Consider the following 17,331-nt stretch of genomic DNA (forward strand, 5'->3'; position numbering starts at 1 on the left):
CCCGTTCCGTTTTCGGAACGGGCCTTTTAGTTTTTATGAACTTTAAAACCAGAAAGCTTGCCACCCACGCATGATACGGAACCCGTTTCAGCGTCGATTAACACTTCCATGAAACGATACCCTTGCGCTGTCGTGGAACACCGGCCGGGCTGAGGAAATGGGATGGGAAAACAGGCTCTTGCCGAAAACCTTCGCAAAACCTCTCCGGACAGACGAAACGGGCGCAGCAAGTCTGGGGCAAAGGGTAGCTGCAATCGAACATGGCTCATTCCGTCGAAAGTCGCTTTATCGCGATTGTTTCCGGCGCACTTCTTACAGTGGTCGCCCCGCTCTTCACGCTTTTGCTGACGCTTTCCTACCACGAAGCCATTCGCAGCCAGCGTAACCACCTTGAAATTCTGCTGTCGACCAATGCACAGGCGCTTGCCCGCCCCCTGTGGGACCTTGATGACGACACCATAAACCAGATTACCGGCACCCTCGTTTCCGACCCCGTGATCCGCATGGTCGAGGTCAAGGACACATCCGGCCAGCTCGATATCGTCCAGACCGCCGGCAGCGACATCATTCAGGATGCCGCCTCGACGACGCGTGAGGTGACCTACAAGACCACGAAAGGCTCCGTCACGGTCGGGCAACTCACGGTCTATTATGACGATATCAGCCTTCTGACCTCTCTCAGCCGCAACGAACTGGCCTTCATCACGATTTTCATCCTCGCCGTCCTCGCCATCGTTCTTGCCGCCATCGCCGGCAACCGCTTCATGGTCATCCGCCCGCTGATGCGGCTGGCGGCCGCGATAGAGGCAACGCGGCGTCTCGGTTCGCGCCATCACGTCGACTGGCGCTCGAAGGACGAAATCGGCCGGCTGGCGAAAAGCTTCAACGAAATGCAGACACAGCTCGAAAAGGAAGAGCTGGAGATCAAGAACGCGCATGAGCGAAAGACGGAAATCTACAACCGCACGCCCGCCATGCTGTTCTCACTCGACAGGCACGACCGCATCGCCGCCGTCAGTGACTATTGGGTGCAGGCGACGGGCTACGACCGTACCCGGATACTCGGGCTGAATTTTGCCGATCTCATCCACCCCGATGACCGGCTTCTGTTTCAGCAGCGCAAGACAGCGCACCCCTTGCCCGATACCTCGCATAGCGGCATCACCGTGCGTTTCCATTGCATGGATGGCAGCGTCATGGACGCACTCATCCTCGAAAAGGCCCTTGATTCCAGCGATGCGGCGCATCAGAGCACATGCCTCTGCGTCATGACCGACGTGACCGAATTGCGCCAGTCGGAAAAGCGCAATCGCCAGCAGGCCATTTCCGACCATCTGACCGGCCTCTTCAACCGTCAGGGCTTCGAGGCCATTCTCGATCTGCAGATCCGCGATGCGGACCGCAACGGCAGCGAACTCGCCTGCCTCTTCATCGACCTCGACCGGTTCAAGGCGATCAATGACAATCTTGGCCATGCCGCAGGCGACGCTGTTCTCAAACAATTCACGCTGAAGCTCGAGCCGCTGCTGACGCCGCTGGACAGCGCATCGCGTCTTGGCGGCGACGAATTTGCCATTCTTCTGGCCGGCGACAAGGTGGAAGAGCGCGCCCTGCAATTCTGCGAGCGTATCTGCACCATGTTGGATACGCCCTTCGAGATCGAGAACAACAGCATACGTCTCAGCGCCAGCATCGGCATGGCGGTCTATCCCCTGCACGCCTCCAGTGCGTCAGAGCTTTTGCAGAATGCCGACATGGCGATGTATACCCGCAAGCGGACGGGCAAGAACGGCTCGCAGGTCTTCGACAGCTCGATCATGGACCGGGCCCGGGAACATGCAGAACTGGAGCGGGATATCGCACAGGCGCTTTCCGAGGACTGGTTCGAGGCCTATTTCCAGCCGATTCAAGATCTCTCAACCGGCCAGACGGCTGGTTTCGAGGCGCTGCTGCGCCTCAACCACCCGGATAAGGGCCTGCTTTCTCCGGCCGCCATTGTCAGCCTCGCGGAAGAAAACGGCACCATCCAGCGCATCGGCAATGTCATTCTCGATCAGTCGATCGCCAATCTCGCCAGACTGTCGCGCCTGCCGGGCATGGAACAGACCTATGTAGCCGTGAATTTTTCGCCGCTGCAGTTCGAGCCGGGATTGCCGACGCGCATCGCCGGTGTTCTGCACCGCCACGGCATTCTTCCCAGACGGCTGGTGGTCGAGATCACCGAAGCCGTCATCATGAAGGACGATCCGCAAATCCGGGCGATCCTTAATGCCATCCACCAGCTCGGTTGCCGCATCGCGCTGGATGATTTCGGCACGGGTTATTCCTCGCTCAGCTATCTCAGCCGTTTCCCGGTCGATATCGTCAAGATCGACCAGTCCTTCACCCGCTCGATCTGTGATGACACGATGGAAATCAGGCAGCGCAACCGCATGCTGGTCGAAGGCATCGCGGCCATCTCGCACAAGATGAATTGCGTCGTCATTGCAGAGGGCGTCGAGACAGAGGAGCAGAAGGAACTTCTGACCGATATAGGCGCGGATTTCGGGCAGGGTTATTTCTTCGCACGCCCGCAGCCGGTCGAAAGGCTGATCACCTCCCTCGACATCGCGTCCGGGAAAAGCCGCATTGCGGCGCGGCAAGCGTGAACCGGCAGGGGGCCGCAATGGGATTGATCCGCTTTTGCCTGATCTTTCTTGCTCTCGCCGCTCCGGCCAGCGCGGCCAAGCTCTTCCTGACGACCGAGGTCTACCCACCCTATAATCTGCAGGCGAGCGACGGCAGCGTGCGCGGCGTCTATTTCGACCAGCTCAAGATCGTGCTCGAGGATACCGGCACCAGTTACGAGGTCGCCGTCATGCCCTGGGCGCGAGCCATTGCGTTGGCCAGCACACAGGCCATGCATTGCGTCTTTGCCGCTGCGAGAACACCGGAGCGGGAAAAGCAGTTCAAATGGGTCACGCCGATCCATATCGACCGCAATATCCTCGTGGCGCGCCGCAAGGCGAATGTCGAAGCCTCCAGTCTTGATGAGGCCAGGAAATATCGGGTGGGAACCCAGCGTGGCGACTACACTGAAGCGCTGCTGCAAAAGCTCGGTTTCCCGCAGGTGGATGTCGGTGCGGATTTCGAGATCACGCTTCACAAGCTGGAAGCCGGCCGCATCGACCTGATGCCCATGTCTGAAAGCACTTTCAAAAGCCTGCCCGCCGATACGTTCAGGGAGGTGATAACGTTTACGCGGCAACAGCTTGGGCTTGCCTGCAACAAAAGCGTGCCCGACGAGGTCATCGCAAAATTACAGGCCCGGCTGGATCGGCTGATCGCCGATGGAACGCAGCAGCGGATATTCGACCGCTACAATCTCGTCAGCCCCTGACCCATCCAAACTGCATAAAAAGCCCTAAATCCATAAAAAGATTGACAGCCGGCGGATTTCGGGGTGGTGACAACAGCATCATCTGGCAACATGCGGACATGCCCCATGAAGATCATCGCAGGACTCGGCAATCCCGGCGCGCAATATGCGGGAAACCGCCACAATATCGGCTTCATGGCCGTTGATGCGCTGCAGCGCTTGCCCTCCTTTGCGCCCTGGTCGAAGAAATTCAAGGCGGAGATTTCCGAAGGCGAGATCGGCGGCGAAAAGGTCCTGTTGATGAAGCCGCTGACCTACATGAACCTTTCGGGTGAATCCGTCGGCGAAGCCATGCGCTTTTTCAAGCTTGCACCCGCAGACATCATCGCCATTCATGACGAGCTGGATTTGCCGGCCGGCCGCGCCCGCATCAAGACCGGCGGCGGTCATGGCGGCCACAACGGCCTGAAATCGCTCGACGCCCATTGCGGCAAGGAATACCGCCGCCTGCGCCTCGGCGTCGGCCATCCCGGCGACAAGGAGCGGGTGCACGGTCACGTCCTCGGGGACTTCGCCAAGGCCGACCGCGTCTGGCTCGATCCGCTTCTGGACGCCATTACCGACAATGCCGCCATGCTGGTGAAAGCAGAGGATTCACAGCTGATGAACAAGCTGGCGCTGGCCACGGGCAGCAAGCCGGAAGCCGAGAAGCCGGCCAAGGCAGCCAAACCCGCCGCGCAATCCCATATCCATCAGGCACGCAACAGCGCCCAGCCGAAAAAACTGCCGGAAACCGGCCCGATGGCCGAAATGTTGAAGCGTATGTTCGGCAAGAAGGACTAGATCACCAATGTCTTCGGAGACCATCGTCCTGCGCGAAGCCCAAGCCGGCGATCTGGCTGGACTGCTTGAACTTTACCGGGCGCTCAATCCGTCCGATCCGGAAATGACGACAGAAGAAGCAGATACCGCTTTCGCGACCATGCTCGCCCAGCCGGGCCTGACCGTGTTTCTTGCGACCGAAGGCGGAGAAGCGGTCGCCACCGCCACGCTGCAGATTGTTCCGAACCTGACGCGCGCCGCACGTCCCTATGCCCTTATCGAAAACGTGGTGACGCTGGAAACCCGTCGCGGCCTCGGATATGGCCGGGCGGTCGTGCGCCATGCCGTCGAGGTCGCTTTTGCGGCGAATTGCTACAAGGTGATGCTGCTGACCGGCCGGCAGCGCCCGGAGGTCCATGCATTTTACGAAAGCTGCGGCTTCGTGCAGAACAAGACGGGTTTCCAGATAAGGCAGGATTAACGCTCACTCCTCGGGCTCGGTGGTGAACATCAGCGGAAATCCCGCTTCCTTGCCGAGATCGGTCGCTTCCTTGGCCTTGGTCTCGGCAATATCGCGTTCGCAGACGACGACAACCGCGCTGCCGAAGCGATGCGCCGTCATCATCACCCGGTGGCCGGTCTCCTCGCTCATACGGAAGATGGCCTTCAGGACCACGGTTACGAAATCGCGCGGCGTATAGTCGTCATTCAGCAGAATGACCTTGTAGAGCTTCGGCCGCTCCAGCTTTGGTTTGACTTTCGGTTTTGGCTTGAGATCGACAGGACTGTCACTCATCACGGCCGCTCGTGCCTGTCGCTCATCGCGGTTGTTCATGGGAAACCCCGTTGATGACGAAAGATCGATCGCTTGACCCGCTTATATTGCGCCGCAACCACGCCATCGGCAAGCCTGCCCGAAATTCCTCACCATTAAAGGAGCTTTGCCCACCCAAATCGGCCCGCGGGCTTGACCTTGCCCTGCCCTTTCCGCAAAAGGCTCCTCAACGAATTCTTTCAAACGGACAGGTTTCAAGCCATGGGCTTCAAATGCGGTATCGTTGGATTGCCAAATGTCGGCAAGTCCACTCTCTTCAACGCGCTGACGAAAACGGCAGCGGCACAAGCCGCCAACTATCCCTTCTGCACCATCGAGCCGAATACCGGCGAAGTGGCGGTTCCGGATGCGCGCATGAAAATCCTCGCCGACATTGCCGGCTCGAAGGAAATCATCCCTACCCGCATCTCCTTCGTCGACATCGCCGGTCTGGTGCGTGGTGCATCGAAGGGCGAAGGCCTCGGCAACCAGTTCCTCGCCAATATCCGTGAAGTGGACGCCGTGGTTCACGTTCTGCGCTGCTTCGAGGATGATGACATCACCCACGTCGAAGGCCGCATCAACCCCGTGGCCGATGCCGAAACCATCGAGACCGAGCTGATGCTCTCCGATCTCGAAAGCCTTGAGCGCCGCACGGAACAGACCCGCAAGCGCGCCACCGGCAAGGACAAGGAATCGCTGGCGCAGCTGCCGCTGATGGAAGCTTCGCTGAAGCTTCTGAACGAAGGCAAGCCGGTCCGCACCCTGCTCTCCACGCTCGATGCCGAAGAACTGCGCATCCTTCAGGGCCTCAACCTCCTGACTGCGCACCCGGTTCTCTACGTCTGTAACGTCGCGGAAAGCGACGCCGTCGACGGCAACGAACACACCAAGGCCGTTGCCGAAATGGCGAAAGCCCAGGGCGCAGAATCCGTCGTCATCTCCGCGGCGATCGAATCCGAAGTCGCACAGCTTCCCGATGAAGAGTCGAAGGAATTCCTCTCCGCCCTCGGCCTCGAAGAAGCGGGCCTCGACCGCCTGATCCGCGCCGGCTACAAGCTGCTCGACCTCATTACCTATTTCACCGTTGGCCCGAAGGAATGCCGCGCCTGGACCATCGAGCGCGGCACCAAGGCCCCGCAGGCCGCCGGCGTCATCCACTCCGATTTCGAACGCGGCTTCATCCGCGCCAACACCATCGCTTACAACGACTATGTCGCCTTCAAGGGCGAAGTCGGCGCGAAGGAAGCCGGCAAGGCCCGCGATGAAGGCAAGGAATATGTGGTTCAGGATGGCGACGTCATCCACTTCCGCTTTAATACCTGATCTGGGTTGAAATGGGGGACGGTCGGGGCGTAGTCGCCCGGACATCGCGGCTTGTTTCTTCTTCCCGCCGGGGAGAAGGTGGCCCGGAGGGTCCGATGAGGGGGCTAGCTCTCCTGATTATCACGACCCTTGCCCCCTCATCCCGCTGCCGCGACCTTCTCCCCCTCGGGGAGAAGGCGAAAGGCGCACCCGCTCGCCCAAACGCCTCTTCACGAATATGACCGCACCCTAGATTTGACCTTTACGTAAAAGGAAAAATCATCTTAGATGCGCCGACCTTCACTGTGCGAAGGGAGGACGCCATGACGCCGGTCGCGACTTATGCCTATGAGGATTTTCCCGTAGGGCAGGAATTTCCCCTTGGACCGCAATCGATTTCCGCAGAGCAGATCGTTGCTTTCGCCAGTGAATTCGATCCCCAACCCATGCACCTGTCCGAAGAGGCCGGGCGCCAGAGCATTCTCGGCGGGCTCGCCGCTTCCGGCTGGCACACCTGCAGCCTGCTGATGCGGATGATGGCCGACAGCTATATCTCGGACTCGACCTCACAGGGCAGCCCCGGCATCGACTACGTCGACTGGAAGAAACCGGTTCTGGCTGGTGATACGCTTTCGGGAAAATCCATCGTGCTGGAGCAGCGCCCTTCCGCTTCGCGCCCCGGCATCGGCCTCGTGAAATTACGCCACGAGCTTTATAACCAGCGCGGCGTTCTGGTGTCGCACGGGGAAAACACCGTCATGTTCCTGATGCGCGGTAATGGAGGCGTTACGGCATGAAACTGGCAGAACTTTCCCCGATCGGCGAACGCGTCACCCTCGATACGCTGCATTTTTCCGCCGAAGACATTATTCGCTTCGCCCGCGATTTCGATCCGCAGCCTTTTCACCTCGATGCCGAAGCAGCCAAGAACAGCGTTTTCGGTGGGCTTTGTGCTTCCGGCTGGCACACCGGTGCAGGCTGGATGAAATGTTTTCTCTCTCACTGGATGAAAGAGGTAAAAAGGTTGAAGCAACAGGGCCTGGAGCCGCCAAAACTCGGCCCCTCCCCCGGCTTTCGCGAACTCAAATGGAAAAAACCGGTCTTCGCCGGAGACGATGTCACCTACTTCGTCACCCTGCTCGACACCCGCCCATTGGAATCAAGGGCCGGCATCTGGTTGAACACGACCTTCAATGAGGGCGTGAACCAGTCTGGAGACACGGTGCTGACCTTCCGCAGCGGCGTGCTGGAGTTCGAATAGGGGCTGGCCCATATCACCCCGCCGCGATAGCTTCAAAGCAGGCATCACGGCGGGCAGGTCAATATGGATGATATTCTCAAGGGTTATGCCGAGGCGGCAACGCCGGAGCTGATTTCCAGATTCGATAATCTCGACTGCCGGGAGATTTACACGCCCGTCATCGACCTGCTGCCGTCGACACCGTGCCGGATCGCAGATATCGGCAGCGGCACCGGCCGCGACGCCGCATGGTTCGCAGCGCAGGGTCACGATGTTCTGGCAGTCGAGCCGGTCAGCGAGCTTCGCGAACCCGGCATGCAATTACATCCATCGGATAAGATTACGTGGCTGGACGACAGTTTACCCGGCCTCGCGAAAGCCCGTCTGCACGGCGTCTTCGATCTGGTCGTCCTGTGCGGCGTCTGGCACCACGTCGACTACGAGGCAAGGCAAGCCGCGATGGAGAGCCTTGCGGAAATGACGGCGACGGGCGGCTCGCTGATCATGTCGCTGCGCCACGGCCCCGCCCCCGAAGGTCGCCGCGCCTTTGCCATTTCACCGGCGGAAACGACAGGCGAAGCCACCCGTCTCGGTTTCACGCTGATCCGCCAGGCAGAAGTCGCCTCCATTCAGGCAGGAAACCGCGCTCTGGGCGTCCGCTGGACTTGGATTGCCTTACGGAAGACGGGATGAAAAGAGCGGGCTGCCGCAGCAGCCCTGATCAGTCTTTCACCTTAATGGCCGGAAAATTCCACCAGCGTCCGGACCTCGACACCCAGGTCTTCCAGCTTCTTGCGGCCTCCGAGATCAGGCAGATCAATGACGAAGCAGGCGGAAACGATCTCCGCACCCATCTGCCGCAAAAGCTTGACCGCGCCTTCAGCGGTGCCGCCGGTGGCAATCAGGTCGTCAACCAGAATGACCTTTTCGCCCGGCTGTACCGCGTCCACATGCATTTCCATTTCGTCGACGCCGTATTCAAGGCTGTAGGCGACACGGACGGTGGTGTGCGGCAGCTTGCCCTTCTTGCGGATCGGCACGAAACCGGCCGACAGCTGATGCGCCACCGCCCCGCCCAGAATGAAGCCGCGTGCTTCCATGCCGGCAATCTTGTCGATCTTCGTTCCCGCATAGGGCTGCACGAGTTCGTCCACCGCGCGGCGGAAAGCCCGTGGATTGCCGAGCAGTGTCGTGATGTCCCTGAAGATGATGCCCGGCTTCGGATAGTCGGGAATGGAACGGATGGCAGCGGAAAGCTCCGAAGCGATAACGGTCATGGTATTTCCAGTTAAGACAAGGGAAGTGGATCAGAAGGTTCGGATTACCCTATCAACTTGACGGCTGCGGACCAACTAAAAAGGACCGGCGCTCACTCCGCCGGTGACATTCCCTTGATCCGCGCCCAGGCCGGGCAGACATCCTCGAAGGAATGCGACAGGGGCCGCAACGCCTCATCATCTCTGTCATCGAAGCTTCCCGAGACCAGCGCGACGGTCGGTGCGTCATCAATGGCGCCGAGCGTGCTGCCGCAGACCGGGCAGAAAGCCCGGCTGGAATAATCGGAGGATCGGAAAGTCGAGGGCGCGCCGCCCTCTCCCGTCCATGTCACCGCATCCCTCTCGAACTCCACCCAGGCAAGGCTGGGGGCGCCGGAATGCCGCTGGCAGATATCGCAGGAGCAGGTGTGCGGATTGCCGGGCTCGCCCGTGACTTCAAAACGGATGGAGCCACACAGGCAACCGCCGCTGCGAATTTTCGTCATTTCCACCATCTCCCCTGAACACATGAAAAGGCCCCCGCGGAAGACCGCAGGGGCCGATGATTGGCAGGCATCTGAATGCCGATCAATGTTCCTTGTTGGCGTAGACCGATTTCTTGGTGAGATAGATCAGCGCCGTGAAGATGAACAGGAACACCATGACCATGAAACCGGTGCGCTTGCGCTGTTCCAGATGCGGCTCTGCGGCCCACATCAGGAAGGCGGAGACATCCTTGGAATATTGGTCCACGGTCTGCGGCGCGCCATCGTCATAGGTCACCTGATCGGCACTGATCGGTGGCGCCATCTTCAGCGACGCCGCGCTGACGAAATACGGGTTGAAATGCGTGCCTTCCGACACTTCAACACCGGCCGGCGGGTCCTGATATCCGGTCAGCAGCGCGTGGATATAGTCCGGGCCGCCTTCCTGATAACCACCGATGATCGGGATCATGTCGATGACGAATTGCGGGAAGCCGCGCTCCACCCCGCGCGCCTTGGCGAGCAGCGACATGTCGGGCGGCGCAGCGCCACCATTGGCGGCAGCGGCCGCCTCATGGTTCGGGAAAGGCGAAGGGAAATGATCTGATGGCACGGCCTTGCGATTATACATTTCGCCGTCGGCGTTCGGCCCGTCCTGGACTTCATATTCCGCGGCGAAAGCCTTCACCTGCTCGTCCGAATAACCGAGATCCCCCAGCGTGCGGAAGGAAACGAGGCTCATGGAATGGCAGGCGGAGCAGACTTCCTTATAGACCTTCAGGCCGCGCTGCAGCTGGCCCTTGTCATATTTGCCGAAGGGTCCGGCAAAGGACCAGCTCTGCTCTTCGGGCTTGATCACCGGGAAGTGGCCCCCGGCAATCGCATGTTCCGTCTTGGTGGCGAGATCATGGCTCTCCTCCGCCGCCGAGGCGACGGTGACGGAACAGCCGATGGCGGCGAAAAGCGCGATGCTTGTTACAAGCTTCTTCATTGTCGTCATCCTTCCTTCGCGCTCAGACTTCTGTGGCCGCAGGCGCGGCACCCGTCTTGGCGGCGTTCTTTGCAAGAACGGCCTCGGTAATCGAATTCGGAATACGCCGCGGCGTTTCGACCAGACCGAGGATCGGCATGATGACGAGGAAGAAACCGAAGTAATAAAGCGTGCCGATCTGCGACATGATGACGTAGATGCCTTCCGCCGGGCGCGAGCCCAGCCAGCCGAGCATGATGGCATTCACCACGAACAGCCAGAAGAACATCTTGTACCAGGGACGATAGACGGCGGAACGAACCTTCGACGTATCGAGCCAGGGCAGGAAGAACAGCACGATGATCGCGCCGAACATGACGAGAACGCCGCCGAGCTTGGAATCGATGATCCAGATGTTGAAGGTGATGGCGCGCAGCATGGCGTAGAACGGCAGATAATACCATTCCGGCACGATATGCGCCGGCGTCTTCAGCGGGTCCGCCATGATGTAGTTATCAGGGTGGCCGAGGAAGTTCGGCATATAGAAGATGAACCACGCATAAGCGATGAGGAACACCGAAACGCCGAGCGCATCCTTGAGCGTCGCATAGGGCGTGAAGGGAACCGTGTCGGTCTTGCTCTTCACCTCCACACCGGTCGGGTTGGTCTGGCCGGTCACATGCAGCGCCCAGATGTGCAGGACGACGACACCCGCGATCATGAAGGGCAGTAGGTAATGCAGCGCGAAGAAGCGGTTCAGCGTCGGATTATCCACGGCAAAGCCGCCGAGCAGGAACTGCTGGATCCATTCACCCACGAGCGGGAAAGCCGTGAAGAAGCCGGTGATGACGGTCGCGCCCCAGAAGGACATCTGGCCCCAGGGCAGAACGTAGCCCATGAAGCCCGTCGCCATCATCAGGAGATAGATCACACAGCCGAGAATCCAGAGGATTTCGCGCGGCGCCTTGTAGGAGCCGTAATAAAGGCCGCGGGCAATGTGCAGGTAAACTGCGATGAAGAAGAACGACGCGCCATTGGCATGCATGTAGCGCAGCAGCCAGCCGTGGTTGACGTCACGCATGATCTTTTCGACGGAATTGAAGGCAACCGTCGTTTCGGCCGCATAATGCATGGCCAGCACGACACCGGTGAGGATCTGAACGATCAGCATCACGGAAAGCATCGCGCCGAAGGTGTAGGCGTAGTTCAGGTTACGCGGGACAGGATAGGCAACGAAGCTGTCATAGATCAAGCGCGGCAAGGGAAGCCGCGAATCGATCCACCTTTCGATGCCGGTGGACGGCTGATAACTGGAATGACCACTCATGAATAACTGTCCCCTTATCCGATCTTGATCACGGTATCGGATGTGAATGCAAATGTCGGGATGGCGAGGTTTTCCGGCGCCGGACCCTTACGTATGCGGCCCGCCGTATCGTAGTGCGAGCCATGGCAGGGACAGAACCACCCGCCGAAATCGCCGGCCTGGCCGAGCGGAACGCAACCGAGATGGGTGCAGGAACCGATCATGACGATCCAGTTTTCCTTACCCTCGCCGGCGGAACGGTCGATATCCGTCGCCTGCGCATCGGGGGCAACATTGGCATTGCGCGCCACGGGATCCTTCAGATCGCCGAGAGCGACGGCCTTGGCTTCCTCGATTTCCTTTTCCGTGCGGTTGCGGATGAAAATCGGCTTGCCGCGCCACTTGACGGTGAGCGACATGCCCGGCTCGACCGCCGTGACATCCACCTCGATGGAGGCGAGCGCCAGCGTCGATGCATCGGGACGCATCTGGTCAATAAAAGGCCATGCAACTGCGGCGGCACCGACGGCGCCCGCCATTCCCGTCACTAGGTAAAGAAAATCGCGACGGGTCGGTTCACCCGAAGCGTCGTGATTGGTTACGTGCTCGCTCACCGCTACACCATCCTCTGCGCTGTTTTTGCCGTAAATCGCATGAGTCCTCCCGCTATGATTTGATCCAGGACAAACTCCGTCCCATCGTCCTGGACACAACTGCGGCATTAAGAAACCGCGTCACTCTGTTTGATCGCAAAATATTGACCGACTTGGCAAGAGCAAAGCACACAAAGCTGCCGTAATTCTGCCGGAGGGGGCCGATTTGGCTCGCATTTTTTCGCCGCCCTTGGCAGGCGGGCAACATTGTGCGCATCCATGCCCCATGTTAGGAGACTTCAAGGGAGAGCTCGGAAAGCAGGGATTCGGATGACGGCGAAGCTCTCTTGCATGGTCTCCACGGCAGTGGCTGCCGTTCTGTTTATCGCCAGCCTGCGCTACGTCACCGATTTCTGGCTTCTCGCCTTCGTCACCAGCTTCCAGCTTCACATCGCACTCGCCTGTATCCTGCTGTCATGCCTCGTCTTCTGGCTGACGCGCGATGCGGTTTCGGCTCTGCTTGTGGTCTGGTCGCTGGCACTCGCCATCCATGCCGTGGCGATGCTGATGGAATTTTCCACATCCGCCACCGCTGCGCCTGATGCAAAGCCGTTTCGGCTGCTATCCTTCAACGTCTTGATGGACAATGCCGCCAATGCGGATGCGATTGCCAACAAAATTCTCGAATCGGGCGCGGATGCCGTCTATCTCTTCGAGGCGGCGGCATTGCAATCGGTTCTGCCCCGTCTGCAGCAAACCTACCCGCACAGGCTGGGCTGTTACACAGGCACATCCGGATGCGATCTGGTCATCCTGTCAAAAAGACCATTGCAGGAAGGCCGTTTCCACAGTCTCAGCGATCTGCGTCGCGACCGGTTTGCCATCGCCCATATCGACCTCGACGGCACGGAACTGACGCTCGCCGCAGGCCACATCACCAAGCCCTATTTCGACGATTATCATCGCGATGAACTGGATGAAGTCAGCGAAATCCTCTTTCGCGTCACCGGCCCGCTCATTCTCGCCGGAGATTTCAACTCGTCCAGCATAGCGCCCGATATGCGCGCCTTTCTCGCCGCCAACGACCTGAAGAAAGCCACCTTCGAACCCGCCACATGGCCGACGGAGGCGGGTCGCTTCGGGATCGCCATCGACCACATCTTCGCCCGCGAACCGGCAACGCTCATGAAAATCACCCGCCTGCCCGATAGCCTCGGTTCCAATCATTATGGCCTGATGGCGGATTTCATGATCGGGAAATAGTCGAAGGCCTTACTGCGCCGCCTCGTCCGCAGCGAGAAAACCACCCGACTGCCGCGCCCAGAGTTCCGAATAAAGACCGCCCTGCGTGACCAGATCGGAATGGCTGCCCTGTTCCACGATGCGCCCCTGATCCATCACGATCAGTCGGTCGAGAGCAGCAATGGTCGACAGGCGGTGGGCGATGGCCAGAACCGTCTTGCCCTGCATCAGCTCATCCAGATTGCTCTGGATCGCCGCTTCCACCTCCGAATCGAGGGCCGACGTCGCCTCATCGAGCACGAGGATCGGCGCGTCCTTCAGCATCACGCGGGCAATGGCGATGCGCTGGCGCTGGCCGCCGGAAAGTTTCACGCCGCGTTCGCCCACATGCGCGTCGAACCCTTTGCGCCCACGTTGATCCTCGAGCCTTGCGATGAAGTCGTCCGCCTTGGCGCGGCGCGTCGCCTCCTGCAACTGCGCTTCGGTGGCGTCGGTACGGCCGAACATGATGTTGTCTCTGATAGAACGGTGCAGCAGCGACGTATCCTGCGTGACCATGCCGATATGGGCGCGCAGCGATTCCTGTGTCACCCCGGCGATATCCTGACCGTCGATCAGGATACGGCCTTTTTCGACATCGTAGAAACGCAGGATGAGATTGACGAGGGTGGATTTTCCAGCGCCGGAGCGCCCGACGATGCCCACCTTTTCACCCGCCCTGATATCGAGATTAAGATGGTCGATTACGCCATTCGCCCGCCCGTAATGGAAGCTGACATTTTCGAAGCGGATGCTCGGCTTCTTGACCTCCAGCGCCTTCGCGTCAGGCCTATCGACGAGACCAATCGGCTGCGAAATCAGCTCGGCGGCATTCTGCACCGTGCCGAAATTGCGCATGATGCCGTTGAACTGCGTCATCAACCGTCCGAGCAGGAAGTTGAGGCGCAGCACCAGCGCCAGCGTGAAGGCGACCGCACCCGAACTGATCCTGCCGGAAAGCCACAGATCGATACAGAGCGCCGCCATGGAAGTGATCATCACGCCAGACAGCAGCGCCATGGAAGCGCGCACGCCGGTGATGAAGCGCGTGAACGTCATGGTCGCATGCTGGAAAATATCGAAGCCCTGCCGCATGTAGCGGTCATTGGCATCATCACGCCCGAACAGCCGGAGCGTCTGGATATTGCTATAGGCATCCACCATGCGGCCGGAAAGCATGGAGGCGGCTTCCGCCGTTTCTTTGGAATGGTAGCGGATGCGTGGCACGAAATAACGCGCCAGCAGCGAGAAGATCGCCACCCAGACGAGGACGACGACCGCAAGCCGCCAGTCCAGCCCACCAATCAGGAACAGCATGGAGACCGAATAAATGCCGACGAACCAGACGCTTTCCATCAGCGAAGTGACGAGATCGCCCGCCGCCTGCCCGCCCGACCAGACCTTGGTGACGATGCGGCCTGAAAAATCATTCTGGAAGAAGGTCAGCGATTGCCGCGCCACGTGCATATAGGATTGCCAGCGCACCAGATTGTAAAAGCCGGGCGTGATGATCTGCTGGTCCACCAAAGCCGTCACCATGGTGACGATAAAACGCACGATGCCGATCAGTACCAGCATGCCGACCAGTTCGCCGCCATGGGCCGCAAGCAGCCCTGCCCAACCCTCTTCCGGCTTCACGGTGGCGAGAATATCGACGAGACGTCCGACGAACCAGAAAAGCGCCGCCTCGATGGCCGCCGTCAGCCCGCCCAGCACCAGCATGGCGAAAAAGGGCGCCTTGGCCTGCGAGATATAGAACCAGATGAAGGCGAACGTGCTTTCAGGCGGCCGCAAATCGTCCTTGCGGGCGAAGGGCTTTATCCAGTTCTCGAAAAACTCGAAGATGCGGGTAATAACCATGATGCGGATATAGGCGGATTCCCGGAGCGGGAACAGCCGCGGAGGCTGCGGGAAGAGATTATATTTCGGTAACATTGCCCAAATGAAAAAGAGCGGGGAATGTTCCCCGCCCTTTCGCTTTTCCTCACTCAGCGGCCACTTCCGCCTCATGGTCGGCGATGAAGCCGCCGGACTGGCGCCGCCACAGGTCGGCATAAATGCCGCCCATTGCCGCCAGTTCCGCATGGCTGCCCGCTTCCACGATCCGGCCCTTGTCGAGAATGATGAGCCGGTCCATCTCGGTCAGCGTCGAAAGGCGGTGGGCGATCGCAATCACCGTCTTGCCTTCCATCAGCGAGAACAGGTTCTCCTGGATCGCCGCCTCGACTTCGGAGTCGAGCGCCGATGTCGCCTCGTCCAGCACCAGGATCGGGGCATTCTTGAGGAAGACGCGGGCGATCGCGATACGCTGGCGCTGACCGCCGGAGAGCTTGACACCACGTTCACCCACCTGGGCATCGAGGCCCTGACGACCGTGCATGTCGACAAGCGTCTCGATGAAGTCCCAGGCATTTGCCCGCTTCGCCGCCGCAATCACCTGTTCGTCGGTGGCCTCGGGGTGGCCGTAGGCGATGTTGTCGCGGATCGAGCGGTGCAGCAGCGAGGTATCCTGCGTCACCACCCCGATCAGCTCGCGCAGGCTGTCCTGCGACACCTTCGAGATGTCCTGGCCGTCGATGGTGATCCTGCCGCCTTCCAGATCGTAGAAGCGCAGAAGCAGGTTCATCAGCGTCGTCTTGCCCGCACCCGAGCGCCCGACCAGACCGACCTTCTCGCCCGGCTTGATATCGAGCGTCAGCCCGTCGATCACGCCCTTGTTCTTGCCGTAGTGGAAGCGGACGTTGTCGTAACGGATGGCGCCCTGCGGGGCGGCAAGCTCAGACGCCTTGGGAACATCTACGATATCGTGCGGCTTCGTCATCATCGACATGCCGTCATAGACCGTGCCGATATTTTCGAACAGCGAGGTGACTTCCCACATGATCCATTGCGACATGCCGTTGACGCGCATGGCAAGGCTGATGGCGATGGCGACCGAACCGGCCGTGACCGAACCCTGCATCCAGAAATAAAGACCGAGCGTTGCAGTGGAAAACAGCACGACCGCATTGTTGAGGTCGATCAGGATGTTGAAGCCGGAAATCTTGCGCATCTGGCGGTGAACGGTTCCAAGAAACACGTTCATGCCCTCACGCGCATATCTTTCCTCGCGGCCCGCATGGGAAAACAGCTTGATCGTCGAGATGTTGGTGTAGCTGTCGACGATCCGTCCCGTCATCATCGAGCGCGCATCGGCCTGTTCCTGCGCCAGCCGGCCGAGTTTCGGCACGAAATAAGCAAGAATTCCCATATAGATGCCGAGCCAGACCAGCAGCGGAATGACCAGCCGCCAGTCCGCCGCTGCAACCATGAACAGCATCGAAACGACAAAGCTGATCGCGTAGACGAACACGTCGATCACCTTCAGCGCCACTTCGCGGATCGCCAGCGCCGTCTGCATCACCTTGGTCGAAACCCGGCCGGCAAACTCGTTGGCGAAGAAGTTCATGGAGTGGCGCAGCAGGAAACGATGCATCTTCCAGCGCGCGATCATGCCGAAATTGCCGGCAAGCGTCTGGTGCATCGTCATGGTGTGGATCGCGCCCATCAGCGGCAGGAGGAAGAGCACCAGCCCGGCCATGACGATCAGATGCCACCCCTCGTCGGCAAAAAACGTCTCGCGATTGGCCGTGGAAAGCCAGTCGACGATATTGCCGAGGAATTTATAGAGCATGGCTTCGGCAATGGCGATGCCCATGGACATCAGGCCAAGCAGCAGCAGCCATGGCCATGCGGGCTTCACATAGTGCCACAGGAACGGCAAAAGCTTCTTTGGCGCCACGGAGGGCGCCGAAGCGGGAAAGGGATCGAGGCGTTTTTCAAACCAGCCAAACATAGGCCAAGCTCCGGCAATCAATCGCTCCATCGTGACATGGTGAGCGGACACAAATATGGCTCACGA

The 17,331-nt window shown here is 59.7% G+C and carries 17 protein-coding genes; 9 read left to right on the top strand and 8 right to left on the bottom strand.

What is annotated here, in order from left to right; all coding sequences use genetic code 11:
• The first annotated feature begins 260 nt into the window (after positions 1–260).
• From QRN60_RS10970 to QRN60_RS10985, 4 genes are all read left to right on the top strand, one after another.
• Positions 261–2,648: an EAL domain-containing protein gene (locus tag QRN60_RS10970; protein WP_111792209.1), complete on the top strand. Its 2,388-nt coding sequence runs from the start codon at positions 261–263 to the stop codon at positions 2,646–2,648.
• A 17-nt stretch (positions 2,649–2,665) separates the two neighbouring features.
• Entirely contained in the window at positions 2,666–3,379 is a 714-nt protein-coding gene (locus QRN60_RS10975; protein ID WP_004430279.1) for a substrate-binding periplasmic protein, read from the top strand.
• Positions 3,380–3,484: 105 nt separating this feature from the next.
• Positions 3,485–4,201 (top strand): aminoacyl-tRNA hydrolase, encoded by a 717-nt coding sequence (pth, locus tag QRN60_RS10980; RefSeq protein ID WP_111792208.1) that lies wholly within the window; start codon positions 3,485–3,487, stop codon positions 4,199–4,201.
• Positions 4,202–4,208: 7 nt separating this feature from the next.
• Positions 4,209–4,661 carry a GNAT family N-acetyltransferase gene (locus tag QRN60_RS10985; RefSeq protein WP_111792207.1) on the top strand — a complete coding sequence of 151 codons (453 nt, stop codon included), beginning with the start codon at positions 4,209–4,211 and terminating at the stop codon, positions 4,659–4,661.
• A 3-nt stretch (positions 4,662–4,664) separates the two neighbouring features.
• On the opposite strand, the gene clpS is transcribed toward QRN60_RS10985, so the two are convergent.
• The gene (gene clpS, locus QRN60_RS10990) at positions 4,665–4,976 is read right to left on the bottom strand and encodes an ATP-dependent Clp protease adapter ClpS (RefSeq protein ID WP_026363868.1); all 312 of its coding nucleotides are present in this window, start codon (positions 4,974–4,976) and stop codon (positions 4,665–4,667) included.
• 240 nt (positions 4,977–5,216) lie between these two features.
• Here clpS and ychF point away from each other — a divergent pair, with 240 nt between their 5' ends.
• The 4 genes from ychF to QRN60_RS11010 all read left to right on the top strand — a co-directional run bounded on the left by ychF (position 5,217) and on the right by QRN60_RS11010 (position 8,232).
• Positions 5,217–6,320, top strand: coding sequence for a redox-regulated ATPase YchF (gene ychF / locus QRN60_RS10995; RefSeq protein WP_004430264.1), 1,104 nt, complete (start codon positions 5,217–5,219; stop codon positions 6,318–6,320).
• A gap of 302 nt (positions 6,321–6,622) precedes the next feature.
• The gene (locus tag QRN60_RS11000; protein ID WP_004430261.1) at positions 6,623–7,096 is read left to right on the top strand and encodes a MaoC family dehydratase; all 474 of its coding nucleotides are present in this window, start codon (positions 6,623–6,625) and stop codon (positions 7,094–7,096) included.
• A complete protein-coding gene (locus QRN60_RS11005) occupies positions 7,093–7,560 on the top strand; it encodes a MaoC family dehydratase (protein WP_004430258.1) in 468 nt (155 codons plus the stop codon). Before QRN60_RS11000 ends, QRN60_RS11005 begins: the two co-directional genes overlap by 4 nt.
• A 63-nt stretch (positions 7,561–7,623) precedes the next feature.
• The gene (locus QRN60_RS11010) at positions 7,624–8,232 is read left to right on the top strand and encodes a class I SAM-dependent methyltransferase (RefSeq protein WP_129564918.1); all 609 of its coding nucleotides are present in this window, start codon (positions 7,624–7,626) and stop codon (positions 8,230–8,232) included.
• A gap of 41 nt (positions 8,233–8,273) precedes the next feature.
• On the opposite strand, the gene QRN60_RS11015 is transcribed toward QRN60_RS11010, so the two are convergent.
• From QRN60_RS11015 to petA, 5 genes are all read right to left on the bottom strand, one after another.
• Complete coding sequence (locus QRN60_RS11015; RefSeq protein ID WP_003494623.1) at positions 8,274–8,816, bottom strand: adenine phosphoribosyltransferase; 543 nt, start codon at positions 8,814–8,816, stop codon at positions 8,274–8,276.
• Positions 8,817–8,908: 92 nt separating this feature from the next.
• A complete protein-coding gene (locus tag QRN60_RS11020) occupies positions 8,909–9,301 on the bottom strand; it encodes a GFA family protein (protein ID WP_020809884.1) in 393 nt (130 codons plus the stop codon).
• Between the two features lie 82 nt (positions 9,302–9,383).
• Positions 9,384–10,271 (bottom strand): cytochrome c1, encoded by an 888-nt coding sequence (locus QRN60_RS11025; protein ID WP_004430247.1) that lies wholly within the window; start codon positions 10,269–10,271, stop codon positions 9,384–9,386.
• Positions 10,272–10,293: 22 nt separating this feature from the next.
• Positions 10,294–11,577 (bottom strand): cytochrome b, encoded by a 1,284-nt coding sequence (locus tag QRN60_RS11030; protein ID WP_004430245.1) that lies wholly within the window; start codon positions 11,575–11,577, stop codon positions 10,294–10,296.
• 14 nt (positions 11,578–11,591) lie between these two features.
• Positions 11,592–12,170 (bottom strand): ubiquinol-cytochrome c reductase iron-sulfur subunit, encoded by a 579-nt coding sequence (gene petA, locus QRN60_RS11035; protein WP_035212667.1) that lies wholly within the window; start codon positions 12,168–12,170, stop codon positions 11,592–11,594.
• Positions 12,171–12,479: 309 nt separating this feature from the next.
• Between petA and QRN60_RS11040 the strand changes: the two genes are divergently transcribed.
• Positions 12,480–13,412 carry an endonuclease/exonuclease/phosphatase family protein gene (locus QRN60_RS11040; protein WP_111792204.1) on the top strand — a complete coding sequence of 311 codons (933 nt, stop codon included), beginning with the start codon at positions 12,480–12,482 and terminating at the stop codon, positions 13,410–13,412.
• Between the two features lie 9 nt (positions 13,413–13,421).
• Here QRN60_RS11040 and QRN60_RS11045 read toward each other — a convergent pair whose 3' ends face one another.
• Both QRN60_RS11045 and QRN60_RS11050 read right to left on the bottom strand, forming a co-directional pair.
• Entirely contained in the window at positions 13,422–15,440 is a 2,019-nt protein-coding gene (locus tag QRN60_RS11045; RefSeq protein WP_373427966.1) for an ABC transporter ATP-binding protein, read from the bottom strand.
• On the bottom strand, positions 15,415–17,265 hold the full coding sequence (locus tag QRN60_RS11050) for an ABC transporter ATP-binding protein (RefSeq protein ID WP_129564921.1): 1,851 nt from the start codon (positions 17,263–17,265) through the stop codon (positions 15,415–15,417). The genes QRN60_RS11045 and QRN60_RS11050 overlap by 26 nt, the downstream gene beginning before the upstream one ends.
• Positions 17,266–17,331: the final 66 nt, after the last annotated feature.

This window comes from Agrobacterium sp. CFBP2214, from assembly GCF_030209895.1.
Lineage (GTDB): Bacteria > Pseudomonadota > Alphaproteobacteria > Rhizobiales > Rhizobiaceae > Agrobacterium > Agrobacterium radiobacter.

What these genes read in the sequence shown, in the direction of transcription:
- QRN60_RS10970 (WP_111792209.1), top strand. Translation starts at nt 261, where the DNA reads ATGGCTCATTCCGTCGAAAGTCGCTTTATCGCGATTGTTTCCGGCGCA.
- QRN60_RS10975 (WP_004430279.1), top strand. Translation starts at nt 2,666, where the DNA reads ATGGGATTGATCCGCTTTTGCCTGATCTTTCTTGCTCTCGCCGCTCCG.
- pth (WP_111792208.1), top strand. Translation starts at nt 3,485, where the DNA reads ATGAAGATCATCGCAGGACTCGGCAATCCCGGCGCGCAATATGCGGGA.
- QRN60_RS10985 (WP_111792207.1), top strand. Translation starts at nt 4,209, where the DNA reads ATGTCTTCGGAGACCATCGTCCTGCGCGAAGCCCAAGCCGGCGATCTG.
- clpS (WP_026363868.1), bottom strand. Translation starts at nt 4,976, where the DNA reads ATGAGTGACAGTCCTGTCGATCTCAAGCCAAAACCGAAAGTCAAACCA.
- ychF (WP_004430264.1), top strand. Translation starts at nt 5,217, where the DNA reads ATGGGCTTCAAATGCGGTATCGTTGGATTGCCAAATGTCGGCAAGTCC.
- QRN60_RS11000 (WP_004430261.1), top strand. Translation starts at nt 6,623, where the DNA reads ATGACGCCGGTCGCGACTTATGCCTATGAGGATTTTCCCGTAGGGCAG.
- QRN60_RS11005 (WP_004430258.1), top strand. Translation starts at nt 7,093, where the DNA reads ATGAAACTGGCAGAACTTTCCCCGATCGGCGAACGCGTCACCCTCGAT.
- QRN60_RS11010 (WP_129564918.1), top strand. Translation starts at nt 7,624, where the DNA reads ATGGATGATATTCTCAAGGGTTATGCCGAGGCGGCAACGCCGGAGCTG.
- QRN60_RS11015 (WP_003494623.1), bottom strand. Translation starts at nt 8,816, where the DNA reads ATGACCGTTATCGCTTCGGAGCTTTCCGCTGCCATCCGTTCCATTCCC.
- QRN60_RS11020 (WP_020809884.1), bottom strand. Translation starts at nt 9,301, where the DNA reads ATGACGAAAATTCGCAGCGGCGGTTGCCTGTGTGGCTCCATCCGTTTT.
- QRN60_RS11025 (WP_004430247.1), bottom strand. Translation starts at nt 10,271, where the DNA reads ATGAAGAAGCTTGTAACAAGCATCGCGCTTTTCGCCGCCATCGGCTGT.
- QRN60_RS11030 (WP_004430245.1), bottom strand. Translation starts at nt 11,577, where the DNA reads ATGAGTGGTCATTCCAGTTATCAGCCGTCCACCGGCATCGAAAGGTGG.
- QRN60_RS11040 (WP_111792204.1), top strand. Translation starts at nt 12,480, where the DNA reads ATGACGGCGAAGCTCTCTTGCATGGTCTCCACGGCAGTGGCTGCCGTT.
- QRN60_RS11045 (WP_373427966.1), bottom strand. Translation starts at nt 15,440, where the DNA reads ATGAGGCGGAAGTGGCCGCTGAGTGAGGAAAAGCGAAAGGGCGGGGAA.
- QRN60_RS11050 (WP_129564921.1), bottom strand. Translation starts at nt 17,265, where the DNA reads ATGTTTGGCTGGTTTGAAAAACGCCTCGATCCCTTTCCCGCTTCGGCG.